This is a genomic window from Psychrobacter sp. CX16 (assembly GCF_057396245.1).
This window is the reverse complement of sequence record NZ_JBXYJF010000016.1, coordinates 43,061-63,770: the sequence shown is the minus strand read 5'-3', so window position 1 is coordinate 63,770 and position 20,710 is coordinate 43,061. Positions and strand designations below refer to the sequence as shown.

At 43.1% G+C, this 20,710-nt stretch carries 14 protein-coding genes and 2 tRNA genes; 4 read left to right on the top strand and 12 right to left on the bottom strand.

The genetic code is table 11. The features are described 5' to 3' along the window. Positions 1-245 precede the first annotated feature (245 nt). On the top strand, positions 246-1,391 hold the full coding sequence (locus AC2SLM_RS07715) for an aminotransferase class V-fold PLP-dependent enzyme (RefSeq protein ID WP_486543569.1): 1,146 nt from the start codon (positions 246-248) through the stop codon (positions 1,389-1,391). Positions 1,392-1,519: 128 nt separating this feature from the next. On the opposite strand, the gene AC2SLM_RS07710 is transcribed toward AC2SLM_RS07715, so the two are convergent. After that, positions 1,520-3,202 (bottom strand): AMP-binding protein, encoded by a 1,683-nt coding sequence (locus AC2SLM_RS07710; RefSeq protein ID WP_486553000.1) that lies wholly within the window; start codon positions 3,200-3,202, stop codon positions 1,520-1,522. A gap of 297 nt (positions 3,203-3,499) precedes the next feature. On the opposite strand from AC2SLM_RS07710, the gene AC2SLM_RS07705 reads away from it, so the two are divergent. Together AC2SLM_RS07705 and AC2SLM_RS07700 are read left to right on the top strand one after the other, a co-directional pair. Continuing rightward, on the top strand, positions 3,500-5,686 hold the full coding sequence (locus AC2SLM_RS07705; protein WP_486552999.1) for a 2,4-dienoyl-CoA reductase FMN-binding domain-containing protein: 2,187 nt from the start codon (positions 3,500-3,502) through the stop codon (positions 5,684-5,686). 214 nt (positions 5,687-5,900) lie between these two features. Continuing rightward, complete coding sequence (locus AC2SLM_RS07700) at positions 5,901-7,184, top strand: outer membrane protein transport protein (protein WP_486552997.1); 1,284 nt, start codon at positions 5,901-5,903, stop codon at positions 7,182-7,184. Positions 7,185-7,272: 88 nt separating this feature from the next. Here AC2SLM_RS07700 and AC2SLM_RS07695 read toward each other — a convergent pair whose 3' ends face one another. The 11 genes from AC2SLM_RS07695 to AC2SLM_RS07645 all read right to left on the bottom strand — a co-directional run bounded on the left by AC2SLM_RS07695 (position 7,273) and on the right by AC2SLM_RS07645 (position 17,545). Beyond that, positions 7,273-8,223 (bottom strand): calcium/sodium antiporter, encoded by a 951-nt coding sequence (locus tag AC2SLM_RS07695; RefSeq protein ID WP_486552995.1) that lies wholly within the window; start codon positions 8,221-8,223, stop codon positions 7,273-7,275. A gap of 184 nt (positions 8,224-8,407) precedes the next feature. Beyond that, positions 8,408-8,788: an aspartate 1-decarboxylase gene (gene panD, locus AC2SLM_RS07690; RefSeq protein WP_486543574.1), complete on the bottom strand. Its 381-nt coding sequence runs from the start codon at positions 8,786-8,788 to the stop codon at positions 8,408-8,410. A 240-nt stretch (positions 8,789-9,028) separates the two neighbouring features. Further along, the gene (pth, locus tag AC2SLM_RS07685; RefSeq protein WP_486552993.1) at positions 9,029-9,616 is read right to left on the bottom strand and encodes an aminoacyl-tRNA hydrolase; all 588 of its coding nucleotides are present in this window, start codon (positions 9,614-9,616) and stop codon (positions 9,029-9,031) included. Positions 9,617-9,720: 104 nt separating this feature from the next. Continuing rightward, positions 9,721-10,410, bottom strand: coding sequence for a 50S ribosomal protein L25/general stress protein Ctc (locus tag AC2SLM_RS07680; protein WP_486543576.1), 690 nt, complete (start codon positions 10,408-10,410; stop codon positions 9,721-9,723). Positions 10,411-10,704: 294 nt separating this feature from the next. Then, positions 10,705-11,661 carry a ribose-phosphate pyrophosphokinase gene (locus tag AC2SLM_RS07675; protein WP_486543577.1) on the bottom strand — a complete coding sequence of 319 codons (957 nt, stop codon included), beginning with the start codon at positions 11,659-11,661 and terminating at the stop codon, positions 10,705-10,707. A gap of 84 nt (positions 11,662-11,745) precedes the next feature. Next, positions 11,746-11,821 (bottom strand) — tRNA-Gln (locus AC2SLM_RS07670). 218 nt (positions 11,822-12,039) lie between these two features. Further along, a tRNA-Gln gene (locus AC2SLM_RS07665) sits at positions 12,040-12,115 on the bottom strand. A 221-nt stretch (positions 12,116-12,336) separates the two neighbouring features. After that, complete coding sequence (ispE, locus tag AC2SLM_RS07660) at positions 12,337-13,287, bottom strand: 4-(cytidine 5'-diphospho)-2-C-methyl-D-erythritol kinase (protein WP_486552991.1); 951 nt, start codon at positions 13,285-13,287, stop codon at positions 12,337-12,339. 119 nt (positions 13,288-13,406) lie between these two features. Beyond that, positions 13,407-14,069, bottom strand: coding sequence for a lipoprotein insertase outer membrane protein LolB (lolB, locus tag AC2SLM_RS07655; RefSeq protein WP_486552989.1), 663 nt, complete (start codon positions 14,067-14,069; stop codon positions 13,407-13,409). Positions 14,070-14,162: 93 nt separating this feature from the next. Beyond that, entirely contained in the window at positions 14,163-16,175 is a 2,013-nt protein-coding gene (locus tag AC2SLM_RS07650; protein WP_486552987.1) for a tetratricopeptide repeat protein, read from the bottom strand. A gap of 410 nt (positions 16,176-16,585) precedes the next feature. Further along, positions 16,586-17,545, bottom strand: a complete 960-nt coding sequence (locus tag AC2SLM_RS07645) for a polyprenyl synthetase family protein (RefSeq protein WP_486552986.1) — start codon at positions 17,543-17,545, stop codon at positions 16,586-16,588. An 874-nt stretch (positions 17,546-18,419) separates the two neighbouring features. Here AC2SLM_RS07645 and fadB point away from each other — a divergent pair. Next, a complete protein-coding gene (gene fadB / locus AC2SLM_RS07640; protein ID WP_486552984.1) occupies positions 18,420-20,579 on the top strand; it encodes a fatty acid oxidation complex subunit alpha FadB in 2,160 nt (719 codons plus the stop codon). Positions 20,580-20,710: the final 131 nt, after the last annotated feature.

The window sequence follows — 20,710 nt, the reverse complement described above, 5'->3', positions numbered from 1 at the left end:
GAGTTTGAATATGAGAACGCCTTTCGAGTTTCATCAAAGTTATGGGTGTTCTGCATAGAAAAAACCAGATACACGGGGTATCTGGCTTGTTTTAAATCATCAACCTATTTTAGGACGAGACAAACAAAATCATACAGCTGTAAATTGTACTCTGAGCGAAGTTAACGATATACTTAAAAGGAAGCTTAGTCAGTAGCGTATGACAAATAAGACTGTCAGCGTTTTATATTTATAAAGGAGTAGGTATGCCAGCATTACGTTCAGATGTCGATCCAGAAGGTTTGTTAGAGTATTCCGTTGTTTACACAGACCGTGCGTTAAACCATATGTCAAAAGCGTTCCAACAAGTAATGAATGATTTATCAGCCAACCTAAAGCAGGTTTATGGTGCTGATAGCGTGGCGATTGTACCTGGTTCTGGTACCTTTGCGATGGAAGCGATTTCACGTCAATTGGCCACGAATGAAGACTGCTTAGTTATCCGGAATGGCTGGTTTAGCTATCGCTGGACGCAGATTTTAGAAAAAGGCAAAATTGCCAAGTCTGTGACAGCGCTTAAAGCAAAACAAGTAGATGGTGAAGCCGAAGAAGGCGAACCAAAACCATTTGCGCCTGTGGCCATCGAAGATGCTGTAGCCGCTATTAAAGAGCAAAAGCCTGCCTTAGTATTTGCGCCGCACGTTGAGACAGCGTCAGGTATGATTTTATCTGATGACTATATTAAAGCATTGAGCGAGGCGGTGCATAGCGTTGGCGGTCTATTGGTTATCGACTGTATCGCATCTGGCTGTATCTGGCTTGATATGAAAGAGCTTGGCATTGATGTGCTAGTCTCTGCTCCGCAAAAAGGCTGGAGTAGTACGCCTTGTGCCGGTTTGGTTATGCTAAGTGAAAATGCAGTAAAACGTGTTGAAGAGACTGAGTCAGACAGCTTTAGCCTTGATCTAAAACAGTGGCTAACCATTATGCGTGCCTTTGAAAATGGCGGTCACGCATATCATGCGACCATGCCAACCGATGGCTTACGTATCTTCCGCGATGTAATGTTAGAAGCCAAAGAAATTGGCTTTGAGAAGCTAAGAGATGCACAGTGGGAGCTGGGTAATCGTATCCGCGACCTGCTAGAAGACCGCGGTATCCAAAGTGTGGCTGCTGAGGGTTTCCAAGCCCCAGGCGTTGTGGTTTGCTATACCAAAGATGAAGAGATGCACAAAGGCCGTGCGTTTGCTGCTCAAGGTATGCAGATTGCTGCTGGTGTTCCACTACAAGTGGACGAGCCAAAAGATTTTCAAACATTCCGCCTAGGTCTGTTTGGTCTAGACAAGCTTATTGATGTTGATGGTGCGGTACAGCGCTTTAGCGATACGCTAGATAAAATACAGCCTAAATAATTGGCGTAAAACAAATCTTAAATTCTTAAGCATCAAAGATTGGAATTGAGCTTGATAAAAAGGAGCGCTACTACTGTAGCGCTCCTTTTTTTTGTTTAATAAGAATGAGTCTTTGTCTATAGGGTAAATTATGTGCGAACTTTTGGTTCTTCATGTGCCATAGACTGAGCAGCATGGCGCAGCTCAAACTTTTGCACCTTACCGGTACTGGTCTTTGGTATTTCAGTAAAGATAATATGCTTGGGTACTTTAAAGCCGGCCAAATGCTGACGGCAATGCTCAATCACACGCTCACGGGTCAATGTTGCATTGTCGCTAATTTCGATAAAGGCAACCGGAACCTCGCCCCATTTCTCGTTAGAAGCTGCCACCACACCGCAGCTGGTAATCTCTGGCATCCGGTATAAGACGTTTTCAATCTCGATACTAGAAATGTTCTCGCCGCCTGAGATAATAATGTCTTTGAGTCGATCCATAATTTTGATGTAGCCGTCGGGATATTTCACTCCTAAATCACCAGTACGGAACCATCCGCCCATAAACGCCTCTTCGGTCGCTTTTGGACTCTTTAAATAACCTTTCATCACCATATTGCCTTTGAGGGCCAGCTCGCCCATCTCACTACCGTCTGCTGCGACAGGCTCGGTAGTGCCTTGTTTAAATACTTCAAAGCCGGTCATTAAATGAGACGCAACGCCTTGACGTGACTTTTTGCTGGCACGTTCAGAGACGGACATTTGTGCCCAATCTTCTTGCTCAGCACATAATGTCACCGGGCCATAAACCTCGGTTAAGCCGTAGACGTGAGTGATATTAAATCTCATTGCTTCCATTTTCTCAAGCATGGTCTCAGACGGGGGCGCACCGGCCACAAACCCTTTAACGCTATGCTCAATGGCTTGTTTAAGCGATTCATCACCAGCTGCAATCATGTTATGTACCACCGGTGCCGCACAGTAATGAGTGATTTTATATTTGGCAATCAGCTTTAAAATCAAGTCGGCATCAATTTGACGTAAGCAAACGTTCACGCCGGCACGTTCTGCAATCGTCCATGGGAAGCTCCAGCCATTACAGTGAAATAAAGGGAGAGTCCAAAGATAGGTAGCATGCTTTGGCATATCCCAGTCCAAAATATTAGATACAGCATTTAGCGTGGCACCGCGGTGGTGATAGACCACACCTTTTGGTGTCCCCGTTGTGCCTGATGTATAGTTAAGAGCAATTGCTTCCCATTCATCAGCAGGATACATGGTGAGCTCAATCTCAGCTAGCTGCTCGTTATCATCGAAGGCACCCGACTGAATCAGTGCTTCATAACTCATGCTACCAAAAGGCGCGACATCCGGTAGAGCTGCATCGGTTGAATGAATGATGGTCAACTGCGGAAAAGTTTCTTCAATCAGCTCTGCATGACGGGAAAACTCACTGTCCAAAATAAGCACTTTGGCTTCTGAATGCTGTAAACAGAAGGTTAGCGCGTTGATATCTAGGCGTGTATTTAGGGTGCACAATACACCTTTTGACATCGGCACACCAAAGGCTGCTTCGACCATGGCAGGGGTGTTGGGTGACATAATCGCTACCGTGTCATCTTTACCAATACCTAGCTTGCGTAGGGCATTGGCAAGCTGACAGCAACGTAAATACGTCTGTGACCAGGTATAGATAATTGGAGCATTTTTTAAATTATCATAGATGATAGAGGTTTTATTGGGATAGACCTGAGCGGTACGGGCAATTAATTGAATGGGAGTTAGCGGTTGATGGTTGGCAGGGTTTTTGTCCAGACCGGTGCTGTAGTCAGTCATACCAGATAGTCCTTTATCTATGGGGGGAGTAATAATTTATGGTTAATCAATATTAAGTGTCCAAACGGTCATTGCATAACTTTGCATGACTTATGTAAATCAGCTTATGATAGGATACATGCGTAATGATGTACTCAGTGAGTATATGTTAACTCAAATTAATAGGTCAACTATACGATTGAATTTATTACCAATAAGTTTAGTGAATTTGCCTTGTTTATAGATGCCTACGCTTATTCATCATAAGACCTGACACCCTTTCGTGACCCTCATATACTTTAAATAAGGATATTTTCTATGGCAGCTGACGCTACCAAAAGTACCGATACTCAAGCCCAAAAGACAAAGACAAATAATCAAACTATTCCAGCGGCTAACGTACCTTACCCTCATATCTTCGAGCCTCTTAAAGTCGGTCATACGACTCTAAAAAACCGTATGGTTATGGGCTCAATGCATACCGGCCTTGAAGACCGTTTTTATAACTATGGCAAGTTGGCTGCCTACTTTGCAGAGCGTGCCAAAGGCGGTGTGGCAATGATGATTACCGGTGGTATTTCACCAAACCGTGAGGGCTGGTTATTACCCGTTGGCGGCACCATGAACAACAAAGCAGATGTGATTAATCATCAACGCTTAACCCGTGCCGTACACCGTCATGACAGTAAAATTATCATGCAAATTCTGCACAGTGGCCGTTATGGCTATCACCCATTTGTGGTGTCAGCCAGTCCAGTTAAATCACCGATTTCACCGTTCAAGCCGCGTCAGATGAGCATCAAAAATATCAAACGTACCGTAGAGGATTATGCGCGTGCAGCCACGCTAGCCAAGCAAGCCGGCTATGATGGTGTGGAAATCATGGGCTCTGAGGGTTATTTAATTAACCAATTTATGTCGCGTCATGTCAATCAGCGCACCGATGAGTATGGCGGCGATATCACTGGCCGTATGAAGTTTGCGGTAGATATCGTACGCTCTGTGCGTGAAGCTGTCGGCGAGGACTTCTTGATTTTGTTCCGCCTATCTATGATTGATTTGGTCAAAGATGGCAACGTCATGGATGAGGTCATCACTGTGGCAAAGGCGTTAGAAGAGGCCGGTGTGAGCATCTTTAATACCGGTATTGGCTGGCATGAAGCGCGCGTTCCGACGATTGTGACCAGCGTGCCAAGAGCTACTTTCGTTGATTATACTGCCGAAGTTAAAAAGCATGTCAATGTGCCTGTTATGGCGGCAAACCGCATCAATATGCCAGAGACTGCTGAAAATATTTTGGCATCAGGTCAAGCAGATTTGGTACAAATGGCGCGTCCTTTCTTGGCAGATCCTGACTGGGTTAATAAAGCGCGCAATGGTCAAAGTGATTTGATTAATACTTGTATTGCCTGTAACCAAGCCTGCCTAGATCATACTTTTGAGAATAAACGCTCAACCTGTTTGGTTAATCCCCGTGCCTGTTATGAGACAGAGCTTAATTACACACCGACCAAAAAGCCTAAAAAGATTGCTGTGGTTGGCGGCGGTGTGGCCGGTATGTCTGCTGCGACCATCGCTGCAAAACGTGGTCATGATGTGACTTTGTATGAAGCGCGTGATATTTTAGGTGGTCAGTTTAACTATGCCAAAGTGATTCCGGGTAAAGAAGAGTTCTTTGAGACTACCCGTTATTATCTAAACGAGCTTAACAACCAAAAGGTTAAGATTCATCTGAACACCAAGGTCACTAGCGAGATGCTAGATAAAGGTAAATTTGATCACGTTATCATTGCAACAGGCGTCGTACCTCGCAGTCTAGAAGGTAAACTAGAAGGTGCTGATAATCCAAAAGTCATCAGCTACGCAGAGCTGCTCTCTGGTGAAAAAGCAGTCGGTGATGTGGTGGCAGTAATTGGTGCAGGTGGTATTGGGTTTGATGTAAGTGAATATCTAACCGCACGTCATGGTCAGCCACTACATGAGCTGGGTCCAGAAACATTAAAAGACCCAAGCTATCGTCCCGAGCCGCAATCGGTCGAAGACTGGAAGCGGGAGTGGGGCGTTAATGACGATCCAAACTATCAGACAGATGGTGGTCTTGAGCGTCCAGAAGGTATTACCCCAACCCGTCAAGTGTATTTAATGCAGCGTAGTAAGAGCCGTCTAGGTAAAGGCTTGAATAAAACCACAGGCTGGGTACACCGTGCACACATTAAGTCACACGGCGTGCTGCAAATGCCAGGCGTGACTTATGACAAGGTCACTAATGAAGGCTTATGGATTACCACGCCGCAAGGTCACAGTCAGTTACTGCGTGTGGATAATATTGTGGTATGCGCCGGTCAAGAATCGGTCAACGAGTTAATGCCAGTAATTGACAGCAAACGTCCAAGCGTCAAAAAAGGCAAAACTCAGTATCATATTATTGGTGGTGCGAAACTGGCTGCAGAACTTGATGCCAAACGTGCAATTCGTGATGGCGCTGAGCTTGCAGCGCGTCTATAAGTTATTTATTGCTATGCCTATATGATTAAATCCTAAAATCATAAAAAAGGAGCCGGTCTAGCCGGCTCCTTTTTTTTGTTCAAGATAAAGTTAGCGTGTTATATTCTATAAATATCTTGAATACTAAGTTTACATAGTATTGACAAAGCAGCAAGATAGGTATTTAATTTAAACTACCAAGAGTAGTCACCTTAAACTGACAAAAGGAATTGTCATGTACAACAACGCACTTAATCATGCGGTTAAATCCGTAATCGTCTTGAGTTTACTAAGCACCTCTGTCGCTAATGCGGCAGGCCTAGAATATACTAAACAATCCATTTTACCTTTCTTTGAAGAAGGCAACTATGCTGAATTAAGTTACGCCTATGTCGACATCGATATCGATGGAACAGATGTGGCTGGTGGGATTGATGCCAATGGTCAGCATATTGAAGCCAATAATAATAAAATCGATAATATGATGGATGACTTCGATATCTTCGGAGCCGCTGTCAAAATTGAACCCAGTGAAAATACGGCACTGGCACTCATTTATGATGAGCCGTTTGGTGTCGATACTATCTACCCTTCTGGAAACCAGTTCAATAACAGCATGGGTACTACAGAAGCCCGTGTTGATACGCGTGGGTTAACACTTTTGGGCGGTGGTAAGGTCAATAAAAACTTCTGGATGTACGGCGGTGTTGAGTATCAGGAAGCTAAGGGTTCGGTACAATTAGCACAGGACTTCGATGGTGATCCAATTTACTATGACTTAGATGTTGATGGTAAAAGTAATACCCTATTGCCAGTGCTAGGTGTTGCCTATGAGATTCCGGAGATTATGCTACGTGCCTCTCTCACATGGCGCGGTGAAGGTGAGCATAAGTTTGATGCCCGTGAAACACTCCTGGTTAATAACAGCCTGTTAAATGCAACGGGTCCAACAAATTATAATGACATCCCAAGTGCAATAAAAAATGCGTTGGGCCTGCCGGATGTTAACTTCGGTGATACCAGCTTAGTCTTTAACACGCCGCAGTCATTCAACTTAGACTTCCAAACTGGCTTGAGTGAAAAGTATCAGTTACTGGGTATGCTAAATGCGCGCTGGGTCGAATGGACTGCGTTTGAGATTGCCCCATCTTCTATTACCGGACTTGTGGGTGAGCCATTGGCTGAGTATGATAAAGATGCCTATAGCGTGGAGCTTGCCTTAGGTAAGCAGTTCACACCAAAGTTCTCTGGTGAGGTGCGTGTGGGTTATGATTCAGGAACGTCTGAACCATTAAGCTTATTGGGCCCATATGATACAGTTAAAACTTTAGCAGTTGGTGGTAGCTATGATGTGAATGATAATTTGAATATTTCTGCCGGCGCGCAATATATGTGGTTTGAAGGCGGTACGGCCTATTCAAAACTACCTATTGAGAACAGCCTAACAGAGCGAACTCTGGCCAAGTTTAATGATGGTGATGGCTATGCGGTTGGTGTTAAGCTCGGTTATCACTTCTAAATAAGCCCAAACATTAAACGCGATTGCTATAAAAACAGCCCTACTTGTAAGCAGTAGGGCTTTTTATTGTCAAAATTACTTACTGGGCTTACAAAGCTGAGGCAGCCAACCAGAATGAATAACCCACGAAGGTTAAGATTAATATCACACCACTGCTGCGTTTGAGTGTTCCTTGGCGTTTATAAGCCACAAAAGAGAGTACAAACAATAATACGGTTACGATACCGACCATTAGCATATCGCGAACCAAGATATCAGGTTCAACGGTCAATGGTTGAATAACAGTGGCCAGACCGACCACACCTAAGGTGTTAAAAAGGTTAGAGCCAATCACGTTGCCTAGCGCCATATCATGCTCACCTCGGCGTGCTGCAGCGACACTGGCTACTAGCTCTGGCAACGAGGTACCAATAGCAATAATGGTCAGACCAATTAACAGCTCACTCATGCCCCAAAGGGTTGCTAATTCAACCGCACCCCAAACAATGGCTCGAGAGCTGGCAATCAATAACACCAAGCCAATAGCCAAGGTAATAAACGCTTTTAAGGTATTAATCTCATGATCCGGTTTAAGCTCAGTGTCGGTATTATTGCGTAACGCTAAAAATATCTGTATGGCTAATACAACAACCAATGCCGCAATGAGTACCACACCATCAAAAAACGACAACGTGCCATCGGTTAATTGCCAAGCGGCTAAAGCGGTCACAGCCATCAGTAACATTAAATCATGACGAATCACATCACCGCGAATCAAAATGGGACTAATAAGTGCCGTCGCACCGAGCACTAAGGTAATATTAATGATGTTTGAGCCATAAGCATTGCCCAAAGCAATACCTGGGCTGCCATCTAGCGCAGACAGTGCTGAAACTACCATTTCAGGTGCCGAGGTACCCACACCTAATATCACTACCCCAATTAAGAAGCTGGGCATGTTAAATCGAACAGCAAGGTCGGTTGCACCATCAATAAAGGTGTCCGCACTCCAGACTAAGATTGCGAGGCCGATAATGACAGCAAAAATTGCAAGCCCCATAATTTTTCTCCAATAAAATAAACGACATAGCCGAATTTGATTTATCCGACTATCAAATACGTGTATAAAGTTCAATCAGTATTGAGGATTTAATCATTAAAAAGACGCTAAGCAATGAATATCGCTTAGCGTCTTTATTTTTGCTACGCCATGGTACGGATTAGCATTCTCAATACATTAGTACTTAAGATACCTGAACAGGAATAATGTTTGCGGTATCTTTTACAGTGTTGTCTTCGTTACAGTACACAAGCTTTGGCTTATGCGTATCTGCTTCGGCTTCATCCATCTGAGCATAAGCGCAGATAATCACGATATCACCCAAATCAGCTTGATAAGCAGCTGCACCATTTAAAGAGATGATACCAGAGCCGGCTTCAGCGCGAATTGCATAGGTGCGGAAACGCTTGCCATTAGTGACATTGTAGATATCGATAGATTCGTTTTCACGAATACCTGATAAGTCTAATAAGTCGCCATCTATGCCGCAAGAGCCCTCATAGTGCAAGTCTGCATGAGTAACGCGGGCGCGGTGTAGTTTACCTTTTAATAAGGTTAATAGCATAAAGGGATTCCTTAAATAATGTGCTAAATAGTCAGCAGCGGCGTTAACAGAGCTTAATAGATCTAAGTGGCAACTGCTGATAATACGGATAGTACCGAGGAGCAAATGTCTGATATTATTAGAAATAGCATGACAAAACAAGCATATAGAGTAGGGTAATTGAATGTAAAAACGTTAAAACATGATGCTAAAGCCGCAAGTTTTGTAGCTTAGCAGTAGTTAAATGTTTGATTATTAAAACTAGGCATCAGGTAATTTAAAGCCATTAATCTGGCTACGTGCTTTTTCTATATTACCATTGACCATTAATTGTAGTGAATCCATAGCAGCATCTAGTGCTGCTTCAATGGCAATTTGGTCGTTAGGGGAGGGCTTAGATAAGACATGGCTACTAACTTTGGATTTATGACCAGGATGGCCAATACCAATACGCAGTCGATGAAAATCATTGCCTAAATGCGGTGTGATATCACGTAAGCCATTATGACCACCGTGTCCACCACCTGTCTTTAGTTTGATACTACCGGCAGGGATATCGAGCTCGTCATGAGCAACCAATAACTCTTCTGGCTTAATATCATAATAATTTGCCATAGGCACAACAGATTGACCAGATTTATTCATAAAGGTTAGAGGCAATAATAGACGCACGTCGGTATCGTAAATACGACCACGACCGGTGAGACCGTTGAATTTCTTATCGGCGCTCAGTTCAATATTGAATTTATCTGCAATCAGGGCCACAAACCAAAAGCCAGCATTATGTCTTGTTTCGACATACTGCTGACCTGGGTTGCCAAGCCCAACAATAAGCTTAAGTTGGGACATAGCGTTCTCACTGTAAGTTAATTCTAATTACTCACTGCTGAGCGTATTCGAGCACGTCTTTTAGATAAAAGAGATGTCAGCAGGAGTAATGGGTCGATTGACGATTACTCGTCGTCACCGCCTTCGTTTTCGTTCTCACTACCTTGTTCAGTTGCTGGAACATCTGAAGCATCAACATCATCTGCAGTATCTTCGTCAACTTCTTCAACAGTTGGTGCGTTCATGTTAGCGATAGTACGGTTAACTGGCTCTTCTACGTCAAGTTCGAACAAGATAACTCCTTCAGGAAGTGGGATATCAGTTAAGTGTAGTGACTCACCGATTTCTAGACCTGAAACGTCAACTTCTAAGTACTCTGGAAGTACTGAAGGTAGACATACGATTTCTAAATCAGTTACTAGTGTTGATAAGATACCGCCTGCTTTAGTACCTGGCGCTTCTTCACGACCAACATAGTGAACTGGAATGTTCATGTGGATCTTCTCACCTTTCACAATGCGCTGGAAGTCAGCATGCATTGGGAAACCTTTAGATGGGTGACGCTGAAGATCTTTAATAACAGCCATGTGCTCTTCGCCATCAAGAGTGATGGTTAAGATGTTTGAGAAGAATGCTTCGTTTTCTAGAAGTTTCCAAAGCTCATTGTCTTTAATAGCGATCGCTGTAGGCTCTTCGTTACCACCATAGATAATGGCTGGTACTAGTTTTTGCTTACGCAGGCGGCGGCTCGCACCTTTGCCCTGCTGATCTTCGGTACGGGCAATGCCTTTTACCGTATATAGTACATTACTCATAGGAGTATCCTTGATTAAATAATTTGATTTGTGATGTTCTCAAGCTACGTTTGCGACCAACGTGGCCAGACAAACATCTATAATCTGCATCTACTTAAGTACGGTCAATATGACACTGAACTGCTGAGTCGCAGCATTGCGTAGATACAGAGGGCGTATTATACGGGTATGAGACCGTAAAATCCAGTATAAAAAAACCGCTGCCTATCAAGACAGCGGTTTTTATGATTGCTTAGGTATTTTAAACGCTATAAATAATACTAATAAAACACACTAAGTAACTCTATAAAAATCTTAATTAGCGATGTAGTCAAACATAGCGCTAATAGATTCTTCATTATTGATACGGCGTAAGCTTTCTGCCAACAATGAAGCAATCGTTACCTGACGAATCTTTTTACAAGCTTGTGCTTCAGCAGACAAAGGAATGGTATCGGTAACCACTAATTCATCTAATACTGAGTTGCTGATGTTTTGAATGGCTTTACCTGATAATACAGGGTGAGTGATATAGCCAAGTACGCGGCGAGCACCATTGTCCTTCAGTGCTTGAGCTGCTTTACACAGTGTACCAGCAGTATCTACCATGTCATCAACAATGACACAATCACGGTCTTTTACATCACCGATAATGTGCATTACTTGCGATTCATTGGCACGGGCACGGCGTTTGTCGATAATTGCAAGCTCTGTATCTCCAAGCTCTTTAGCCATCGCGCGCGCGCGAACAACACCGCCTACGTCAGGTGACACAACCATTAAGTTGTCATAGCCTTGTTTTTGTAGGTCTTTTAGCAGTACAGGCGTACCGTAGATATTGTCGACAGGGATGTCAAAGAAACCTTGAATTTGATCTGAGTGCAAATCAACGGTCATAACGCGGTCGATGCTAACGATATTTAGCATATCTGCCACAACCTTCGCCGAGATAGGCACACGTGCCGAACGTGGGCGACGATCCTGACGGGCATAACCAAAGTATGGCATCACAGCAGTGATACGGCCAGCACTTGAACGACGAAGTGCATCAGCCATAACCATGATTTCCATCAAGTTATCGTTGGTAGGTGCGCAGGTAGGTTGTAGAATGAAGACGTCTTTACCACGAACATGCTCTTTGATCTCTACAGCAATTTCGCCATCAGAGAAGCGTGTCACATCGGCACGGCCTAAAGGAATATGTAAATGATCTGCAACAGTTTTTGCCAGCTCAGGGTGGGCATTACCCGTAAAAATCGCCAGATATGGCATGGTTCAAGTCCTATTTATTTGACTTAAGAGAGGAGCAGTAGAGACTGCACAAATAAAGAAGAAAGTTGAACGTTTAGAAGAAAATGGCAGGGGTAGCTGGACTCGAACCAACGGATGTCAGGATCAAAACCTGATGCCTTACCAACTTGGCTATACCCCTGTAACAGACAAACTTTATCAAGACGTTCACACGATTAATTTAACATGCTTCTTGATAACTTACTATTAAAACCTAAAAATAAATGGTTTTAATATTGTTTCTTGCTTGTTGTCTTCTCGGTAACATTCGAGGCGAACTATACCGAAAATTAACTAGATATGTCAATGAACAAAGCCGTTTAATTTAAAACTAATTAGTAGCTGAGACTATGACGAATATGGCAGGGGTAGCTGGACTCGAACCAACGGATGTCAGGATCAAAACCTGATGCCTTACCAACTTGGCTATACCCCTTTATGGGCGAGTTATTATACAGTAGAAATTAGTGATTGCAACTGTTTTTCATATTTTTTGCAAAAGTAATTGCTAGCGCCCTAAAATCAAACATTTTTAGCGCTCATAATACGCCCTAAAAAACCGTTTTTTATATTAATTTTTAATCATTAAATATTACAGGCTCAGGTAGAGCGACTCATCAAACGGGTCTATTTTAGCTTTTTAAGTGCCAAACTTACTTAAGCGTTAAATTGACTCAATGATAAAGAGTGAGTCAGTTGAGCATGGCAAGCTGGTTTATTATCCGCTATATACGTCTCAACCGACTGAAACAGCTCTTTAGGTACCGGAAGGAATACGCTGCTGCCTGTGCCTGTCATACGAGCTGTAGTGGCTGTGAGAACCTCTAACTGCTTTAGATAATCAAGCGCTTCGGCCACTTCAGGCACTATCTGAGTCACCACAGGCTCAAAGACATTGGTATATGGTGTTTTTAATTGCTCTAAGTAGTTTGATTGTTCTGAGTTAATTTGAGAGACAGACAAAGTTTGCGCATCACGGTTCAAATCTGGATGCGCAAATAAGGCTTGGGTTGAAGCATGTGCATTTGGATTAAGCAGTAAATAATTCTGTGGCGGTAAATCAATTGCCGTTAACTGCTCGCCAATCCCTTCGGCAATCGCGTCTTTTCCGAATATAAAAATTGGCACATCAGCACCAACTTGTTTACCGATAGCGATTAATTCCTCTTGGGTTAATGACAATCTCCAAAGCTGATTTAATGCGAGTAAAGTAGTTGCGGCATTGGATGAACCACCGCCCAAACCGGCACCTGTCGGCAGTACTTTATCCAAAGTGATGTCTATCACCGGCAATTGATCGGGCAAAGAGGTTGCCGAGGTCGTTTTTATAGCGTCAATAAGGGCGATAGCGGCTTTGGTAATCAGATTGTCTACTAAACTAGCAGTGACAGCTATATTTGCATTTAGAGAAATAGGTAGGTTTGAATGATCAAAAGACGCATGCGGATTGAATAGCTGCCCACTGAGCTTAAACTCTAAATAATCGCCCCAGTCTAATAACCGAAAAACAGTCTGTAAATTATGATAGCCGTCATCACGTTTGCCAGTAATATGCAAAAACAAATTAATCTTAGCAGGAGAGAACAGGCGAAGCTTTTTGGCGGTCATAATAGGGCGAACCTAGCAGTTAAAGAGGGAGTCATTACTATAAGAGTAAGATATTAATATAATAGGGGCATGTCAGGCACAGTCGCTGCTGACATGCCTTATCTTTATTTCATTTCTATTTATTGGGCATGATCAATGGTCATAATCATGCGGTGCCCATCACTGCGCAGTACTTTGATTCTGTTCGGTAATTGGCTGCTGGTATTTTTATAAGTGAAGTCGGCATTCCAGTCGTCATTAATGGTTGACTGAATGCGCCCTTGAGCATCGATTTGACTATCAACGTCTGACGGTGCAGGACGTCCAGATATCCAGTAGCGCAGCTGCGAGATAGGCGCTTGCCAACCCGTTGCACGTTGTAGCAGCTCCTCTGGCGTGTCTGCAGTGATTTGCCCTGTACGCTCGCTTTGTAGCGTGGCACTGGTGCCATTATATTCGATGACCGTATGCCCAATACCCAAAGCGCCGGTAATATCAATAGCAAAACGTTCATCTTCTTGCGCCCAAACATAAAACGCACTGCCAGACTGGGCAGATGCTGTAGCGGTTTGCGGTGTGGTGACACCAATTTTACCGCGAATATTAAACTGTTTTAACAGTTCAGGATAAGCCGATTCACCCGATGAGACTACAGGACTGCTCGCAGACTGATTCATTGATTGTGTGGTTTGACAACCGGTCAATCCAATAACACAGGCGGTTAGTGCTGTACCCAATAACAGGCTTTTTTGAACGCTTTTCTTCGAAGCTGGTAGGTCTTGAGTTGATTGTGTAAGTAACATGGCAATCCTTATGGCTATTTCTAGTATCTGTGTTTAGTGTTCAATTGGGTGTTAAGTCTCTGATTTGGCTTATTAAGGTTATTTTTATAAGTATTAATAAGATTGTAGGCGGTCGCTGATATCTTGACGACCTAGCGCAAAACGGTCTTGAATGTCATTAAACAACGACACAACCTTGTCGTCTTGACCTAAACCTTGATAAGCACGCAATAGAATAATCCCTGAATCCAGTGTCGGCGATACCTCATATGCCGCCTCAAGATAATCAATAACATCTTGATAGCGCTCTTCTGATAAGGCATCTGCTGCGATAATATTGAGCGCTGACAAATAGTTGTTTTGGCTAAATAAGGGCGAGTCAAACGGAATATCAACTATATTCTGCGCGATACCCAGTGCTTCTTGCACCTCTGACTCATCACCAACTTCAAACAACAATACCGCTAAGGCCAGTCTGTAATCGGGGTTCTCTGGATTAAGCAGAATCAGTCGATCAAGCAGCTTATTTTTAAGTTCAGTGTCTCGCTCATTATCAAGCAGTTGCGCGCGTGCGAACAGCAATTTGGTATCGTCTGGGAAGCGGCTATTGGTCTCTGCTAATATTTGCTGAGCCTCATTGATTCTACCTTGTTGACGCAGAATATCCGCTTGCATAATCGCACTATCAGGTGCGTATACTTCAAACTGTCTGCTAAATCGCTTCAATGTTTCAAGGGCACGATCCGGTTGACCTTGTAGCATTTGAATAGACACCAGTTTTTGACGTGCTTTTAACACTAGGTTCTCTTGCATCACTTTAGATAAGAAGCGCTCGGCACGATCAAACTTATGTTGTCGCTCGGCACTAATACCCAAGTAATAATAGGCCTGATCAATATAATAAGGCGAGGAGGCAAGACTAGAGAGCAGCTCGTCGGCCTCATCATAGGCCTGAATATCAATACTGACTAAGGCTGCCAATAAGGTCACTTCATCGTCTTGGAATAGATCGTGGGCTTTAATCAAAAGCTCCCACGCCTCTTGCGTTTGACCTAAATCTAAGAGATAACGAATCTCGTATAAATATAAATTCTTACTGTCTTTTATGCGTTTGCGCTGCTTACTCACATATTTGAGCACTTCACGATCAGACTTTAGCTGCTTTAGAATATCTGCTTTTAATATAATAAAAGGCACATTATCGGGTTTGGCTTTTAAGGCGCGATTGACACTAACCAGCGCAATTTCTGGCTGCTCTAGTTGGGACATTAAGCCTGCCTGCAAGACCAAAATCGAAGGGTTGTTATGCTTTGGAAGTCTTAATAGTGTTTCAAGTAACAAGCGCTTATCATTACGTGTGGTAGGATAGATACCGATTAGGATTTCGCTTAAATCAGCCTGTGGATCGTAGTCTAATATTTGACTTAGTACTTCGCCAGCTAAGTCATAATCATTGGCTTTAAGTGCTAAATGAGCCACATAAAATAGGGCAGGAATATGTTCAGGGTTCTGCTGCTGCCATTTAAATGCAAATGCTAAGGACTCTTCAGGTGATTCATACATCAGCGATAGCTCTAACGCCCGCTCAAACACGCTAGTAGCATCTTGTTTAAATGACTCTTGCTTGTATAGCGCTAACGCGTTATTAATATCGCCGCGGTCTACCAAGAATTCTGCATGCATCACATTTAATAGGCTAGGACGATCTTGAGTCAGCATTAAACGACTATGATTGTCTTCAGCAGGATGACTCGATATATCAGGGTCAAGCGCTGTTTGTTCGGTAATGACTTCGTCAGGTACGGCTTCTGAATTGGTTATTTTTCCCAATAGCGGTGTCAATACGCGGCGAATTGGGTCAAACACACTCGCATGAGCAGGTAGAGACTGGCTTGCCATACCTGCAAGACTTAACATAAAAAACAGCTGCAATAAGCGTTGGCGCACACGGCTTAACGTTGGCTTTTTCTTAGTTATGACTGGGTCAGGTAGCAGCGCTTTCTCAGCTAAAGGAGTATCCGCTACGTTCTTTTTGGACTTAAATCGGGCAAATAGGTGTCCTTGAGTTACACGAAAGCGAGTTTCGACTCTTTTGAATAATGCTTTAGGCGAGTGTGAGTGAGACAAAGAAAGCATAACGTCCTGTTTTAGCCACTAATCACAATAATTAGGGTTAAGAGTAATCAATAGAGCCTAAGATAAGTTCGCCACAATAAAAGCGAATTATTAACAGTAAAAAGCAATTAGGATTGTCTTTATTGGGTGTATCTAATCTAATACTAATCGATAAGGGTAACACTTAAAGCGTTTAGCTTAAAGAAGTCAGCGTCACCCATTGTCGTTTATCGTTATTATTAAGTGGCGATTTTATAAGCGGCTATTTAAAGGTGTGTGTTTTATGAAGTGCATACTGTCAATAGTCTAATACCACTTAATGTATCAATTGCCTATTATAAGTAAAATACAGCATTATTAACGGTATCAACCTTGTTAATAGCGTTGATGCTGAACCTGTTATAGAACTGCTTATTACCTAATTACTTATTGCGCGCCCATAGCCAGTTTGCTAGAGCTTTTAGTGAGCTATCTTTTGCAAACTGTTCATGGATAGCCGTGGTAGCGTCATCAAACAATGACTTAGCGTAGGCAGTCGCATCCTCAACCCCCATAAATTTGACGTAAGTTGATTTGTTAAGCCCTTCGTCGCTACCAGTGGGTTTGCCTAGAGTGTCAGTATTAGAGGTGACATCCAAAATGTCATCTTGCACTTGAAACGCAAGACCAATATTACTAGCAAAATGCGCCAAAGCTGCTAACCCTTTGTCCGAGGCTTTGGCACAAATACCGCCCATTAATACTGCTGCTTCAATTAAGGCACCGGTTTTGTCACGGTGGATGGCTTCAAGCTCACTTTGACTCACTGATTTATTTTCAGCATTTAAATCAAGCATTTGTCCGGATACCATACGGCGGGCACGCGGACTAAAAACCGCGCTTAGTGCTGCACTCTGCTTATCTGTAATCGGTGCAAAACCCTCTAAATCTGCGGTGAGTGCTTCAAAAGCTAGTGTTTGTAATACATCACCGGCAAGCATAGCAGTGGCTTCACCAAATTTGATATGACACGTAGGACGACCACGGCGTAAATCATCATCATCCATGCAAGGCAAATCGTCATGGATAAGCGAGTAGGTATGTAAAAACTCAACAGCAAGCATGGCGCGTCGACATGCGTCATAGTTAGCATGATTCGCATCTTGGTTAGCATTTGACTGATTATCAATGACGGTGTGATAGGCACTAGCGACCAATAATGGACGCACACGCTTGCCTTCACCCATCATTGCATAGTGGCAGGCATCGCTTAACGGGCTTGGCATTTTGGCGTGATTTAATAGGGTCTGAATATCTGCGCTTAATTGCGTCAGTACATCTTTACTTAACGTATCAAATGATTGAGATGGCATAGCGGCAAAGCTTGATTGAGTTTGAATCATAGAATAAACATCACATACAAAATTGAAGTAGGCAGTCGTGCCTCTTTATAAAGGGCTTTATCAATAGAAGGTCTAGGGCGTGTCCTCATTTTGAAAATGGTGATAAAAATAAGATAAATCGCAGTCAGACAAAGAAAATAATGCCGTAAATATCGAGATATTTACCCGTTATTTGAGGCAGTATGACAAGATTTAGCTATTTTTAGCCCATTTAAATGTAATCGTACGAATTGAGGACACCCCCTAATAAGGTGTAACAAGGGTGGTGCGCTATAACAATACATAACATAGCCAATAAATAACCGGCCTTAATGTGTTTAGTTTAGCATGACCACCCAAGGTTTATTGTACTTACCGCTTATGGCTACTTTCATCGGTTAATCTGTCAGCAATTTGTTATCTCGTAACTTTACTAATTAGACACGCAATAAGTTTTGACATTCGGTAGACACACAGACACTATAAAGAAAATATATGACCTATGAGTCAGCCATTGCGCTGTGACAGCAAGGGGTTAAATCCCCTACACTAGCCAACGCAGATATCATAGAGTACAGATAAAATTATACAAATTATATAATATAAATTTAATACTGTACCTGTACTGTAGGTGCTATATAGCCATAGTACGATGATGCTCATGCTTCTTTTGTGTCCATGCAGATATCAGATGGAGTCAGCTTAGTCACCCAGTTAACAAGATACTTGATTACGGCTATTTTAACCCTTTATCTGATAACAGTGAGTCGCAACTGTCTAGTAGCATCGACTGAGGGTGGGTGCTTTACTAAATCCAATTAGAATATGATCAACGTGGTTTAGCTTCTGATAAGGTTCGCCGTATTCAGAATTATAAAATAACAAGGAGATTTAAATGATATATCAAGGTAACCGCATCACGGTATCGATGTTAGATGATGGCATCGCCAACATGCAGTTTGACGCTCAAGACGAGAGTGTTAACAAATTTGATGCTGAAACAAATAAGCAATTCGCTGAAGCCGTTACCGCGCTTGAGCAAGCAGATAACATCAAAGGTTTGGTTGTTACTTCAACTAAAGGTGTTTTCATCGCTGGTGCTGATATCACTGAATTCGTTGGTCATTTCAATAAAGAAGCTTCTGAAATCGAAAAGTGGATTGTTGAAATCAATGGCGTATTCAACCGTTTTGAAGACTTGCCATTCCCTAAAGTAGCTGCTGTCAATGGCGCTGCGTTAGGAGGCGGTTGTGAAATGACATTGGTATGTGAATACCGTGTTATGGGCGAAAAAGCGCAAATCGGTCTTCCAGAAACTCAGCTAGGTATCTTCCCAGGCTTTGGCGGTAGCGTACGTACGCCACGTGTTATCGGTATCGACAACGCATTAGAGCTTATCGCAACAGGTAAACCTAAAAAGCCACAAGAAGCGCTAAAGTTAGGCTTGGTTGATGCGGTTGTTGCACAAGACGACTTACAAGCAGCCGCTATTGATTTAGTGAAAAAAGCGATTGCTGGTGACTTTGATTGGCAAGCAAAGCGTGAAGAGAAGCTTCAGCCTGTTAAATTAAATCAGCTTGAGCAAACGATGGCGTTTAGTAGCGCTAAAGCCGCTATCTTCGCTAAAGCAAATCCTAAACAGTATCCAGCGGTTGCGATTGCTATCGATGCGATTGAAAAGCATGTGAACTTAGGCCGTGATGATGCGATCAAAGTAGAAGCAGCACACTTTGCTAAAGCGGCGAAAACACCACAAGCAGAAAGCTTGGTTGGTCTGTTCTTAAATGATCAAGCGGTTAAGAAATTAGCCAAAAAACACAGCAAGCAAGCACATGAGATCACTGAAGCAGCAGTACTTGGCGCTGGTATCATGGGTGGTGGTATTGCGTATCAAGCAGCTTCAAAAGGCCTGCCAATTATCATGAAAGACATCAAGTCTGAGCAATTAGACTTGGGTATGGGTGAGGCGAGCAAGCTTCTAGGTAAGCAGGTTGAGCGTAAGAAAATGACTCCAGCACAAATGGGTGAAACGCTAAGCCGTATCCGTCCGACACTTAACTACGGCGACTTTGGTGAAACTGACATCGTTATCGAAGCCGTTGTTGAAAATCCAAAAGTAAAACATGCTGTATTAAAAGAAGTCGAAGGCCTAGTAAAAGAAAACGCTATCTTAGCGTCTAATACTTCAACTATCTCTATCACTCATCTAGCTACTGTGCTTGAGCGTCCGGAAAACTTCGTGGGTATGCACTTCTTTAACCCAGTACACCGCATGCCACTAGTCGAAGTTATCCGTGGTGAGAAATCATCAGAAGAAGCGATTGCAACTACTGTTGCGCTAGCTCAGCGTATGGGTAAAGTGCCTGTTGTTGTGAACGATTGCCCAGGCTTCTTAGTAAACCGCGTATTGTTCCCATACTTCGGCGCATTTGACCTTCTATTAAAAGAAGGTGCTGACTTTGTTCATGTTGACAAAGTAATGGAGAAGTTCGGCTGGCCTATGGGTCCTGCATACTTAATCGACGTGGTTGGTCTAGACACCGGCGTACACGGCGCAGAAGTTATGGCGGAAGGCTTCCCAGATCGCATGAAGCCAGATTATAAAGGCGCTATCAAGCATCTGTTTGAAAACAACCGTCTAGGTCAGAAAAACGGCGTTGGTTTCTACAAGTACGAAAAAGACAAGCGCGGCAAGCCTAAGAAAACAGCAGACGACGCAACTTATGCGCTACTAAAAGACACGACTGATGCGGATACTCAACAGTTTGAAGATCAAACCATTATCGATCGTATGATGCTTGCGTTCTGTAACGAAACCGTTCGCTGCTTAGAAGACAACATCGTAGCGACTCCAGCAGAAGCAGATATGGCGATGATTATGGGTGTTGGCTTCCCTCCATTCCGTGGTGGTCCATGCCGTTATATCGACCAAGTTGGCCTTGATAACTACTTAGCGCTATGTGAGAAATATGCTCACCTAGGCAAAGCGTATGAAGCGCCACAAAAAATCCGTGATATGGCAGCGGCTGGCGAAACGTTTTACCCAAAAGCCTAATACGATAAACGTTTAAAACAATTTAATTAGGGCTTACGCAATAATAGCTTTAGCAACAGAGTGTCATTTATTTACACTATCTGAAAGATAAAGCCAGAAGGTTAAAAAATAAATTTATTTGCGTAAGTCCT